This is a genomic window from Paenibacillus sp. GYB006 (genome assembly GCF_036577645.1).
GTDB lineage: Bacteria > Bacillota > Bacilli > Paenibacillales > Paenibacillaceae > Paenibacillus.
Map to the genome: position 1 here is coordinate 713,286 of NZ_JARBDA010000001.1, position 11,646 is coordinate 724,931.

13 protein-coding genes are annotated in these 11,646 nt (G+C 42.6%); 11 read left to right on the forward strand and 2 right to left on the reverse strand.

The genetic code is table 11. The features are described 5' to 3' along the window. The first annotated feature begins 61 nt into the window (after nucleotides 1-61). The 9 genes from PV403_RS03455 (at nucleotide 62) to PV403_RS03495 (ending at nucleotide 5,435) form a co-directional block, all read left to right on the forward strand. The gene (locus PV403_RS03455) at nucleotides 62-985 is read left to right on the forward strand and encodes a DUF4261 domain-containing protein (protein WP_213532163.1); all 924 of its coding nucleotides are present in this window, start codon (nucleotides 62-64) and stop codon (nucleotides 983-985) included. 107 nt (nucleotides 986-1,092) lie between these two features. After that, nucleotides 1,093-1,554 carry a DUF948 domain-containing protein gene (locus PV403_RS03460; protein WP_213532164.1) on the forward strand — a complete coding sequence of 154 codons (462 nt, stop codon included), beginning with the start codon at nucleotides 1,093-1,095 and terminating at the stop codon, nucleotides 1,552-1,554. A 7-nt stretch (nucleotides 1,555-1,561) separates the two neighbouring features. Then, nucleotides 1,562-1,915, forward strand: a complete 354-nt coding sequence (locus tag PV403_RS03465; RefSeq protein WP_213532165.1) for a YtxH domain-containing protein — start codon at nucleotides 1,562-1,564, stop codon at nucleotides 1,913-1,915. A gap of 229 nt (nucleotides 1,916-2,144) precedes the next feature. Then, entirely contained in the window at nucleotides 2,145-2,954 is an 810-nt protein-coding gene (racE, locus tag PV403_RS03470) for a glutamate racemase (protein WP_283771258.1), read from the forward strand. 179 nt (nucleotides 2,955-3,133) lie between these two features. Then, the gene (locus PV403_RS03475; RefSeq protein ID WP_213532166.1) at nucleotides 3,134-4,033 is read left to right on the forward strand and encodes a M14 family metallopeptidase; all 900 of its coding nucleotides are present in this window, start codon (nucleotides 3,134-3,136) and stop codon (nucleotides 4,031-4,033) included. A 97-nt stretch (nucleotides 4,034-4,130) separates the two neighbouring features. Then, entirely contained in the window at nucleotides 4,131-4,394 is a 264-nt protein-coding gene (locus PV403_RS03480; protein ID WP_213532167.1) for a hypothetical protein, read from the forward strand. A 137-nt stretch (nucleotides 4,395-4,531) separates the two neighbouring features. Further along, nucleotides 4,532-4,834 carry an iron-sulfur cluster assembly accessory protein gene (locus PV403_RS03485; RefSeq protein ID WP_160032985.1) on the forward strand — a complete coding sequence of 101 codons (303 nt, stop codon included), beginning with the start codon at nucleotides 4,532-4,534 and terminating at the stop codon, nucleotides 4,832-4,834. 28 nt (nucleotides 4,835-4,862) lie between these two features. Continuing rightward, nucleotides 4,863-5,087: a DUF1450 domain-containing protein gene (locus tag PV403_RS03490; RefSeq protein WP_191798050.1), complete on the forward strand. Its 225-nt coding sequence runs from the start codon at nucleotides 4,863-4,865 to the stop codon at nucleotides 5,085-5,087. Between the two features lie 81 nt (nucleotides 5,088-5,168). Further along, complete coding sequence (locus PV403_RS03495) at nucleotides 5,169-5,435, forward strand: hypothetical protein (protein WP_213532168.1); 267 nt, start codon at nucleotides 5,169-5,171, stop codon at nucleotides 5,433-5,435. Nucleotides 5,436-5,524: 89 nt separating this feature from the next. Here the strand turns inward: PV403_RS03495 and PV403_RS03500 are convergent, their stop codons facing one another. Beyond that, nucleotides 5,525-7,522, reverse strand: a complete 1,998-nt coding sequence (locus tag PV403_RS03500) for an LTA synthase family protein (RefSeq protein WP_332083603.1) — start codon at nucleotides 7,520-7,522, stop codon at nucleotides 5,525-5,527. A gap of 185 nt (nucleotides 7,523-7,707) precedes the next feature. After that, entirely contained in the window at nucleotides 7,708-8,853 is a 1,146-nt protein-coding gene (locus tag PV403_RS03505; protein ID WP_213532169.1) for a THUMP domain-containing class I SAM-dependent RNA methyltransferase, read from the reverse strand. 222 nt (nucleotides 8,854-9,075) lie between these two features. Here PV403_RS03505 and PV403_RS03510 point away from each other — a divergent pair, with 222 nt between their 5' ends. Both PV403_RS03510 and PV403_RS03515 read left to right on the forward strand, forming a co-directional pair. After that, nucleotides 9,076-9,729 carry an O-methyltransferase gene (locus PV403_RS03510; RefSeq protein ID WP_213532170.1) on the forward strand — a complete coding sequence of 218 codons (654 nt, stop codon included), beginning with the start codon at nucleotides 9,076-9,078 and terminating at the stop codon, nucleotides 9,727-9,729. Between the two features lie 469 nt (nucleotides 9,730-10,198). Next, nucleotides 10,199-11,611 carry an ABC transporter substrate-binding protein gene (locus PV403_RS03515; protein WP_332083604.1) on the forward strand — a complete coding sequence of 471 codons (1,413 nt, stop codon included), beginning with the start codon at nucleotides 10,199-10,201 and terminating at the stop codon, nucleotides 11,609-11,611. Nucleotides 11,612-11,646: the final 35 nt, after the last annotated feature.

Here is an 11,646-nt window from a genome sequence, read left to right on the forward strand (position 1 = left end):
AAAGGTATTCCAGAATTATTAATGCTAGTAAAAGCAGTACCTTTCTTCAGGAGGAATCGTCATGTCAGTTTCACAAAATACAGATCAAAAACAGAACTCAGGGTTTCATCCGGTATATATGGCCGAACTTTTGTTTAAAGAACGTCCTGTATTTCGTGAGGAAAAATTAATGGAAGTGATGCGGCGAATAACAGGGAACGCCCGCGTGCTTAAGAAACGTTTAAAAGATGGAGCGGCAGTTTCTGTAGGAACTTCATCTTCGTCAGGCGCAGCTTCCGAGACAGAAGAGCAGGAACCTCTGGTCATTATGCATACAGAATTCATGGTACCATTTGAGGATGGCACGGTTCCTGCACAGACTTGCATTTTACCGGTCCAGGAAATCACAGACAAAAAACGATTTAAAGGATCATTAGAGCAGTCATGGCACTGGAAAGAAGCTGCGGGGGTTACCTGCGATTGCGAGTATCAGCTTCGCATTCATGACTTGTTTACAGCAGCATTGCCTCACAAAGAACGGTTACAGCTTTTTCAGGAGGTACTCCGTGCTGTGCTTGAGGTTGTCCCTTGTGATGCGCTTTACTTCTATGGCAGTGACAAGATTGTTGAACCTGCTGCCTATACGCAGGCTCTGCAGAACGGAGATCACCTCTACGGCGCGATGAATGTTCGTTTGTATCAAGCGGGCGGAACGGAGGCACGCCGAGAACTCGTGATGGATACGGTAGGGCTTTCTTCACTTGGTGTTCCAGATTTTCAGTGTCACTTCGCGGGTCTTGATCCCGACAAAGTAGCACAAACGCTGTTTGGTGCAGCTTATTATCTATTTGATCAAGGGGATGTCATTCTCGATGGTCAGCTGCTGGGTACAGCGGATTCCCAACGCTGGCGCTGTGAGCATCAGGAATCGATTGTATCTCCTAGAAGGTATGTTATTGATCTCGATCCAGGGGCTCCCTATTACGCTGGTCAAATCGAACCGTAAGTGGTTTTAAATAAATAATTCTCCGTAAGTGTGTCAAGTCAAGCTCCTCCTGCTTATAATGCGGTAACAAGAGATGGGCATTCGCCCGGATAGCAGGAGGAAGGAACATGATGGAATGGAGTGTGGCTGTTGCAGCGGGAGCGTTTGTTATCCTCTCTGCTTTCATGATTGCGGTGCTTATGAATCTGCGAAGACTTATTAAGCAGTTACAAGGCACCACCTTACAGATGGAAGAACGAGCGCGTCTATTGACCGTGGATACGATTCAGTTGCTTCAAAGAACGGATCAAACGGTGCTCATGTTACAAGAGCATATCCGGAAGTCAGCTTCTTTCATGGAATCAATGGAAGCGGCGGGAACGGTGATCAGATCGACGACGCAGCAGGTTGATAACATCAGCTCTGCGATCTCCCGTTCTGTTATGCAGCATGTACAGCATGCTCATGAAGAGAATCAGCAGCGCATGAGTCCATTGTTTCGTTCTCTTGATGCCGGGCTGACCTTATGGTCTACCTGGCAGCGTTTCTCCAAAGCGTCCGGTGAACCGACCCAGGGTGAGAAGGAGTGAGCTTGACATGAATGAGAAAAACAAAGGTTTGCTATGGGGAACATTAATTGGAAGTATTGCAGGTTCGATTACTGCGCTGCTCTTCGCGCCTAAAGCAGGAGCAGAACTACGTCAAGATATTTCAGATGGTGCAAAGCTGGTTACAGAGAAAAGTCAAGATTTGGCCACTAAAATTACGGATCAAAGTTCTCAGCTTTCTGCTAAAGTCGTGGAAAAGACGGAAGGAATCATTCAAGAATTCCGTTCGATCGGTAAAACAAAACCAGTGTTCGTAACGGTATCATCCTTCAGCACGGAAGAAGAGGCAAATATAGAGGAATCTATTCTAGCCGAAATCAAGAAAATTAATGAGAGCAAGTAATTAATAATTTAGGGTTCCATCAGAATCTATGATTCAGCTGCGTAGCTGAAAAAAGGTCTGTGACTTCTTCCTGCTGTTCCTTACAGCAGTTGAAGTCAGGCCTTTTTGTACTGTGGAATTGTTGAAGGCTTGTGTGAAATGGAGTAAGATGTAGGTACCTTTTTGCCGAATCAATCATAATGTAAAGGTGAAAAGAAGGGAAATTATTGAAGAAGGAAGCGGTGTGTTCGTGCAACAAGCTATTGCTATATTAGACTCTGGTGTTGGAGGATTGACCGTTGCCAAAGAAATTATGCGTCAACTCCCTCGGGAAAAAGTGATTTATTTTGGAGACACTGCCCGTACACCATACGGACCCCGTTCGTCCGAAGAAGTAATACATTTTACAGAACAGATTGTTGATTTTTTGGTTCAGTTTGACCCAAAAGTGATTGTGATTGCATGTAATACAGCTACAGCTGCTGCCCTTGAGCATATTAAGAGAAAAGTAGATATTCCGGTTATTGGTGTCATTCATCCTGGGGCTCGTGCAGCGATTAGCGCTACAAAGACAGCGAACATTGGTGTAATTGGCACGGTAGGTACGATTAACAGCGGGGCTTACACCGAAGCATTGAAACAGTTATCTCCTTATGTTCATGTGGAAAGCTTAGCTTGTCCTGCCCTTGTTCCACTTGTGGAACAAGGGGATTTTCGCTCGGAACATGCAAAAAACACGGTAGAAACTTCACTATCACGAATGAAGGAATTCCCTATAGATACACTCATTCTGGGATGTACGCATTATCCATTTTTGACGGATTGTATTAAAGAAGTTATGGGGCCGAGCGTGAAGCTGATTAGCTCAGCAGATGAAACTGCGAGAGAAACCAGCACTATTTTATATGATAAACGCAAGCTTGCTACGATAGAGGATACACCGGTTCACCAGTTTTTCTGCAGCGGAGATCCAGAGATGTTCCAAAGCATAGCCCGTTCTTGGCTAGGGGAACAGATTAAGAATACTCCTGTTGTATGGCAAGTATCCAAAATGCTGTAACTATAACTTCATTCCATTCGTATAAAAAAGCAACCTCTAGTCTGATTTTCATTCGGGCTTAGGTTGCTTTTTTGTGGTTTGTGGTCATGACTTTGATATAGATGATTATCACGGCGGACAAAGTCATATGCATATACTGCGGTAACATACGTTTTCGTTTTCTCATAGGAGGGATAAGGATGGAACGGTATGGATATCGGGAATTATTACATGACCTGGATGAAATCTGCTCGGGCAATCCTGGGATAAGATACGGTGTAATCGGAAAAAGCGTGATGGGGAAAGATATCCCCTATATTGCCATAGGGAGGGGGGAAACCCACCTTCATGTCAATGCAGGGATGCATGCAAATGAATGGCTGAATGTTCCGTGTCTGATGTTTTTTGTGAAAAACTATATCAAAGCATTGAATGAAAGAACAACATTTCATGGCCATCCGCCCGAACTTTGGTTTGAAGAAATTACATTGTGGGTACTACCTATGTTAAACCCAGATGGGATTGAGCTCGTACTGAGTGGACCTCAGGAAGATCATCCTTGGAAGAAGGAATTACTGGAGTTAAATGGGGGAGACACCAATTTTTCAAACTGGAAAGCCAACATTCGCGGTGTAGATTTAAACGACCAGTTTCCCGCCTTCTGGCAGGAGGAGGCAAGCCGGCGAGAGAAAACCGGGCCGGGTCCAAGAGATTTTGGGGGGGAGAGCCCCTTGTCCGAACCTGAATCTATTGCTTTGGCAAGCTTCACGAAAGAAAGAAAGTTTGATGCGGTCATTGCTCTTCACAGCCAGGGTCAAGAAGTATACTGGAATTATCGTAATGCGGAACCTGCATATAGTGAGAACTGGGCTGTACAACTGGCTGATGCTGCCGGGTACAAAGCGGTGAAACTTTTCGGAAGTGACGCAGGATATAAAGACTGGTTTATTCTTGAGTTTAGAAGACCAGGATTTACGGTGGAAACAGGACTTGGTGTGAATCCGCTGCCCGTATCACAGTACGATACAATTGCTCAGGAAGTGGAGCGGATCATGGTGACGGCAATGATGCTGGTGAGTGCAAAACAAAACGGTGAATAGGATGAAGAAGGCGCAGGAGGGAAATGATACATGCCCTCCGTATGCCTTCATTATGGTATGATAATCATATTCTGAACTTAGGAAGGAGTACATGACAATGAAATGGAGAAGGTTATTTTCATTAAACAGATGGTCCCATATTATTAGACGTTTACCTGCATTGCTCACTTCTTCTAAGGTGTCGATGTTTGATAAAATGTTATTTCTTGTTCCTGCTCTTTTATACTGGATTCTACCAGATGTGCTACCGTTCATGCCCATTGATGATATCGGAGTGACGATGCTGCTAATGAACTGGTTCGTGACAAGAGCGGAGCGTAAATATTCAATTAATGCTCCTAGTGATCTAAGTAATCGGTAAAAATGAGAGGTTATTCCTTGCGATTTAAGCTGTTCTTGATTAAAATATAATGTATTGTCAATGGACAGGCTTATAATCTTCACAATAAATGCCTGAAGCACTGATCACTATTTATAGATTCTAGGAGATGAATATACATGAAAGTAAAGATCACTCGTAACGCAGCGAAAGTATTGAAGCGCGAACTGGACTTGCCTGAGAATGAAGGGAAATTGGTACGCGTTCTGATTACGCTGGATCATGGCGATCACGTGCATTATGGTATTGATTTTGATACACAAAAAGAAAATGATGAATTGGTTTCCACAGATAAAGAAATTGATGTTTTGCTTGAAAAAGGAAAACCAATGCTTGAAAATATTAAAGTGGACTACCTTTACTTTCCAAGAGAAGGTTTTGTAATTACAGACCCTTCACAAGGGAACAATATTAATCATTAAGCCTTTGGTGAAAGAAGAAGGGGAATAAATGGCTAACGATATTAGAGTATGTGAAAAATGTAAGCACATCAAACTAAAAAGTATGGTTTCGAAACTACAGAAGATGGCTCCTGATGCCGAAATTAAGATCGGATGTAAATCTTACTGTGGCCCATGCGGTAAACGTGCATTTGTATATATCAATGGACGATATATCAGTGCCCCTACCGAAGATGAAGTACTTGCGAAAGCAGCTCCATTTATAAAAAAATAAAGACCACTGCATAACCTCCCTAATTTCAAACCATGCTAAGATTGTAGCAGGATTTTGAGAGAAGGAGAGTGGTTTTCAAAAATGAAGCACGATCATTCCAGTTTGCAATCTTCCACTTTGGTTGCCCAGGCTTCGAGTTCCGTTAAGAAACTGCACCATGCAGTAACTGCGGCGGTATCTCAGCCTACAGAAGAGCTCATACAGCAGGCACAGAATCGATTGGTTCGTACCGAGAATGCTGTCAGAGCGGCTGAGCAGCAAACCACATATAGCGGAGTAGAATTTGCACAGGAGATTCTCTCAGAAGAGAAAGAACGTCTTTCATCCCTGAATGTGAGCAAAAAGTAAATATTCAGTGAGCAACGGCTTTATCACCCTGCACACCCAAAAAACCTGTCCGCACGAAGTGCGAACAGGTTTTTTTGTGTGTAGAAACATCACTCTTTAGCACGAAGCTTATGGATTAAGTTGTGTGTAATAAGCCGATCGGAAATGGATAATTCTAATTTGCTTTTTTCGTAAGACGGTTTGCACGCATGGATATCGGTTTGTTCACCTGCGGGCATTTCATAACATGATCCATTTTCGAACAGACGGTCTTCCGAAGGAATATATACAAGATCACTGTTTGCGAAAGCGCCAGTACGAAGTACAGTCATCCGCTTGAAGGTACTCAGTAAATCCGATCCCATAAGGTAATTATCTTCGGTAGAGATGCCGAGCAGATGCAGAACAGTAGGGGCTATATCAATTTGTCCGGCAGGTTCAAGATATATTCCCGCCTTGTCTCCATCCGGAAGGTGCATGAGTAAGGGAACCTGATTCATAATTTGATGCATCTCAAGATCGCTGAGTGATGTACCGAGAAACGTTTCATAATCTGCTTTTTCCTTGATGGAACTGTCATGGTCTCCATAGACGAGAAGCAGGGTGTCATCCCATAGTCCTTCTTTTTTTAATTGTTCCACAAGTTCTCCGAGCGCTGCATCTGCATAATGAATGGATTGTAAGTAATCAGCCAACATTGTTTTACCAAGAGAGCCGGTGTTTAGTTCTTGTAGAGAAGCTGGCATGACATAAGGATGGTGACTGGTGAGTGTAATCATAAAAGAATAGAACGGAGCCGGATTTTTCGCTTGTTCTTCCGTTATATAATTGACAGATTGTTTAAAAAAGGATTTGTCACCCAGCGACCAGCCTACGGCTTCGTCCATAATATAGTTATTTCGGTTAATGAATTGATCATACCCCATGTTTTTATACATCGTATACCGGTTCCAAAAACTGCTCTCATAGGCATGGAAAGCGGCTGTATGGTATCCTTCGCTGCCCAGGATCGATGAGAGAGAGTCATATTCGTGATCCGGGTATCTAACAAAAACAGAACCCGTAGGGAGAGGATGCAGCGATATATTCGTCAGAAAATCGGCATCTGAAGTTCTTCCCTGGCCAGTTTGATGATAGAAATTTTCGAAGTAAAGGCTCTCCTTCATTAATTTGTTAAAGTGAGGTGTGATTTCTTCTCCGCCGATTTCTTTGCCAATCACAAAGTTCATGAAAGCCTCCACTTGAACAATGATTACATTTTTCCCTTTATATTTCCCAAAAGTCTCGGCCTGGGCGGCTTTTCTTGCTTCTTCTTGTTTTTCAGAAAAATAAGCAACGGTTTCTTCGAGGTCCTCGTCAGAGATCGCTGCCCGACTGTTCATACGTTCTTTGTTATAGCGATAAACATCATAGCCGTGGAAAGCAAGCAGACCCGTGACATTATAAAGAGTCATATTCCACCAGTTTCCTTCAAAAAGTCCTGCAGCCCAAGTTTTGCTGGAATGCTGAATAGGACCAACTGTGAGTATGGTGCCAAGAACGAAAGCGAGCACTCCGCTTACGAGTCTGCTTCGCAAAGAAGCTTGCTGATCTGCTCTTTGTTTTTGTACAGAATGGAGAGAACTGCGGTTTCTCCTGCTTTTTCGATATAAATGTATTACATAAAGCAGCCCAAATATAGCTAACAAGATAAGATCTACAAAGAACCATAGATCACTACTGTAAATTAGAGAACGAATACTATCTCCGAGTGAACCGACTTGTCCTGTCTGAAGCAATACCGGAACGGTTATAAAATCGCCGAAATAACGATAATAGACAAGATCTGCATAGATGACTCCCGTTAGAAGGAGATTTAATAACGACAAAGTGATGATCCGGATTCGTACGGGCAGTAGCAATACCCAAAATGAAACGATGAGTAAGGAACCACCAGCGATGACATAATCAATCCGGCTCATATCTATATTTCTTGCGTTCAGTTCATCATGAAAATATCCGAGCTTTAGAATCATGATGATCAGAAATAGAAGATAAGGAAGATAACTTCTGAGCCAGGTGAACTTTTTGCGATGTGAAACGAGTATGGGGTTTGAGATGTTAGGCAATAGGTAACCTCCAAGTGAGCCTTTTTCAGATTGAGAAATTGATTTTCCTGTCTTATTATATCGCCTTAAGCCAGAGTAATAAACGTCAAGGTTTGCAAAAGAAAAGATATCGCTTTGTAATAACGATTTACTAAGGGGAAAATAAAAAAGAGGGGTAAACAATACGTTTACTCCCTCTTTGTGTATTACGACCGATCGGGTCTTGGTGGCAATGGTCCCAAAAATTGATAAAACTGAGTTTCAATACGTCCATTGTACAATTTTCTGCGTTTGTCTGCTTTTTGATTGAAATGTTTTTCGAATGATGTAGTGGAGGTGATGGCAAAGAAAGACCATGTTGGTACTTCTGCAGCAACTCTCCCTAAGGAGTAGATCAGTCTTTCAATTTCCGTTTGCTCACCGATCCGTTCCCCGTAAGGTGGGTTTGTAATCAGACATCCATAATCGCCTTTTAGGCGTACACGGGAAACAGGAAGAACATCAAGTTTAATCTCCTTCGCAAAACCGGCGCTTCTGACGGCAGCTTCTGCGACTTCAATAGCTTGCGGGTCAATATCACTGCCAGCGATTTGAAGCGGTACATCGTCTTTCACGAGATCGAAGGCTTCTTCTCGTGCTTGGTTCCACACTTCAGTAGGAACAATCGGCCAATGCTCAGCACTGAACGAGCGGCGCAGACCAGGAGCAATGTTCCAACCAATCATTGCAGCTTCAACCAGCAGGGTTCCAGAACCGCAGAACGGGTCATAAAACGGGCGATGCGGGCCCCATCTGCTCAGTTGAATAAGAGCAGCTGCCAGTGTTTCTTTCAGTGGAGCCTCGGTTACGAGTTTACGGTAACCACGTTTATGAAGGCCAGTTCCGCTGGTATCGATCGTCAGCATAGCTATATCATTGAGCAAATGGACTTCGATGACGAGACGTGGGCCATCTTCCGGAAACCATTCCGTATGATAAGTCTGCTTTAGTTTTTCTACAATGGCTTTTTTGACAATCCCTTGGCAAGCGGGAACACTGGATAATTGCGATTTATGGGAACGTCCTTGGACTGGGAATTCACCATCCGCAGGTATCCAGTCTTGCCAAGGCAGAGCTTTTGTTCCTTCAAATAGTTCATCAAACGTAGTAGCTTTGAATTCACCCATTTTAATCAGGATCCGGTCGGCACTGCGCAGCCAAAGATTACATCTGGCAATATCAATAAAATCACCGGAGAACATTACCCGCCCATTTTGGGTGGTTACATCGGTATAGCCAAGCAGTTTCAATTCTCTTGAAACGACGGCTTCTGTCCCCATTGGGGTCGTTGCAATTAATTGCAAAGGTTGCATAAAGAAACGTCAACTCCATCTTGGTCATCACTGCTGCTTATGAATGAAGCGGCAGGATTACCTTTCTTATATTTTCTTATATTTGAGTGTGTTCTTGCCTGATTGAATCAGGACCAGTACAATGATATACGCACCTTTCGTCTTTCGTCTAGAGTAGACAAAAACAAGGGTATATAAAACAAACATTTATTATAGAACAATTATGTCCATAAGGAAAGTAGAATGAAGGAGGAATTGAGTGAAGTGAATATTCATCCAGACGATTATGTAAATGATTTATATGAGGAAGATCCGCTCTTGGCTGAAGTCATCCAGACGATTAAGGAAAAAGGGATGCCAGAAGTATCTGTTGCCCCTGCCTATGGCCGATTATTAACGTTTCTCGTACAAACATCGGGAGCCAAAAAAGTGCTCGAAATCGGGGCTCTAGGTGGTTACAGCGGCATCTGTTTATCTCGAGGAATGTCTGAAGAAGGAAGACTTACCTCCCTGGAACTTAAAGAAGAATATGCAGCACTTGCACATGCCCATCTGACAAAGGCAGGGTACGGGGAGAAAGTGGAATACAAAATTGGACCTGCGGCAGACAGTCTGGAGGAGCTTAAAAAAGAAGGTAAGAAATTTGATTTCTTTTTTATAGATGCAGATAAAGAAAATTATCCCGTATATCTTGAATACGCGATACAGCTAGCAAATCCGGGAGCTATTATTGCGGGGGATAATTGTTTCTTGCGCGGCAGAACACTGAACACAGAGAAAAATGGGCCTTCCGTTCAAGCCGTTCGTAAATTTAATGAAAGCATTGCTACCGATGAACGCCTGATGAGTACCATGCTTCCTGCATATGATGGTCTTGCGCTGGCGATCGTGAAATAGAGTGTCATGTGTACTATAGAAAAGTAATAAGTTAAACCTTTAACATGCTCTAGAATGAATGATTAGAGCATGTTTTTTTATTATTTTTATTTTTCTTGACAAATAGATCATTAATCCGTAATAATTTGGTTATTCAATTAACATTTATCTTAGTGATAGTGTTTCTTTTCAATAGCTAAACATTCGTACGAATTCTGCTTTTCCCGCCATGAGTTCATCTGCTTTCTAACCATCTATCTACTACTATACATTCTTTGTAAATTACTTGGTTCCTTCCTACATGAGAAACAACCTTCTAACATAAGTAACAGAAACCATATCTATTCCTATTCAATAATGTAAGCGCTTATATTATAAGATATGTATATATTTTCCTTTTTAAGATGAACGGGGTTTTCAGTCTGTTGCTTGCAGCTGGCTGACTTCCACTTCCGTCTTATATATTAAGCCATTCTAAGGAGGGATTGTCATGCGTAAAAGATTTACTCTATTGGTTTTATGTGTACTCGTTATTGCCATGATTACAGCATGTTCTGGTGGTGCCACACCGGAAGCAGGCTCAGGAACAACAGAAACTGTCACTCCGGTTGACCAAGGCGGAGGAGATACAGGCACAGAAAAAGAGACAGAAGAAAAGGAAGACATGCTTCCCACGTCTACCCTTGATCCAAACATGTCAGGGGAAATTACGTTCTGGACATTTCTTGATGATAAAGAGAAGTCCGCAAAGCTTCAAGAGGATTTTAACAAGGTCTATCCTAATATCAAGCTGAAAACCGTTTATGTTCCTTTTGGCGATCTACATGACAAGCTCCAAACAACGCTAGCAGCAGGGAAAGGGGCGCCTGATGTTGCACTCGTAGAACAAGGTCAGTTCCCAAGATACAGCACAACAAATGTACTTGTTGATTTGCTTAAGCAGCCTTATGATGCGGGCAAATATAAAGACCTTGTATCGGAGTACAACTGGAATCGCTGGTCTTCTATTGATGGTACGAAGTTACTTGGCATGCCATGGGATATAACGCCGGCAGTAACTTATTATCGAGCTGATATTTTTGAAGAACTTGGTCTTCCGTCTGATCCGGAAGAACTCGGGGAGTACATTCAGGACCCTGAAAATTTCTTCACACTGGCTCAGATTCTAAAAGCAAATGGTAAGTACGCTATGGAATGGAGAGATTCTCCAGTTCACTGGTACGGTGATTCTCTCGGTTATTATGATACAGAATTGAACTATATTCGAAACACAGAAGACTTTATTCAATATCTCGATATCAGTAAGCGTGTAAATCAGCTTAAGATTGCTCCGCATGATGGCATTCTAAGCGATAAAGGAAAGCAGCGTGTTAAAAAAGGGGAGTCCCCAATGTACGTTACCGGTACTTATGGAGCTAGGGATCTCAGTATTAACTTTCCAGAACAAAAAGGAAAGTGGAGAGCAACGAATATGCCGTTTGGCTTAAATGTCGGTATGGGTGGTTCTACTTTTGTTCTTCCTGCACAGAGTCAGAATAAGGATGCTGCCTGGGCTTTCATAGAGTGGGTGACCACTTCTGAAGAAGCATGGAAAGTATGGATGGAACAATCGGTTCAACCCGATTGGAAAAATATTACGAGTACAGAATGGTACAGTTCACACGTAAGTGAATATTTAGGTGGCCAGGAAGATCAAAAATTCTATACCTCTCTAACGGATAAAATTCCTGTTCGCAGATACACTCCTCTTGATGGTTTAGCATGGCCGCTTTGGGTTGAAGGCGTGCTGAATGCAATTGACAAAAATATAGATTCCAAGACAGCTATTCAGCAAACAGCAGAAAACATAGAAAAGAAGCTGAAAGCGGATAAAGAGAAATTACTTAAGCAGATTCAACCGTAAGAAGTAAGTCATGGGCGAGGAGGAATCCTCCTTGC

Bases quoted from the DNA above. Each gene is read 5' to 3' on its own strand.
- PV403_RS03455 (WP_213532163.1), top strand. From the start codon at position 62: ATGTCAGTTTCACAAAATACAGATCAAAAACAGAACTCAGGGTTTCAT.
- PV403_RS03460 (WP_213532164.1), top strand. From the start codon at position 1,093: ATGATGGAATGGAGTGTGGCTGTTGCAGCGGGAGCGTTTGTTATCCTC.
- PV403_RS03465 (WP_213532165.1), top strand. From the start codon at position 1,562: ATGAATGAGAAAAACAAAGGTTTGCTATGGGGAACATTAATTGGAAGT.
- PV403_RS03475 (WP_213532166.1), top strand. From the start codon at position 3,134: ATGGAACGGTATGGATATCGGGAATTATTACATGACCTGGATGAAATC.
- PV403_RS03480 (WP_213532167.1), top strand. From the start codon at position 4,131: ATGAAATGGAGAAGGTTATTTTCATTAAACAGATGGTCCCATATTATT.
- PV403_RS03485 (WP_160032985.1), top strand. From the start codon at position 4,532: ATGAAAGTAAAGATCACTCGTAACGCAGCGAAAGTATTGAAGCGCGAA.
- PV403_RS03490 (WP_191798050.1), top strand. From the start codon at position 4,863: ATGGCTAACGATATTAGAGTATGTGAAAAATGTAAGCACATCAAACTA.
- PV403_RS03495 (WP_213532168.1), top strand. From the start codon at position 5,169: ATGAAGCACGATCATTCCAGTTTGCAATCTTCCACTTTGGTTGCCCAG.
- PV403_RS03505 (WP_213532169.1), bottom strand. From the start codon at position 8,853: ATGCAACCTTTGCAATTAATTGCAACGACCCCAATGGGGACAGAAGCC.
- PV403_RS03510 (WP_213532170.1), top strand. From the start codon at position 9,076: ATGAAGGAGGAATTGAGTGAAGTGAATATTCATCCAGACGATTATGTA.
- PV403_RS03515 (WP_332083604.1), top strand. From the start codon at position 10,199: ATGCGTAAAAGATTTACTCTATTGGTTTTATGTGTACTCGTTATTGCC.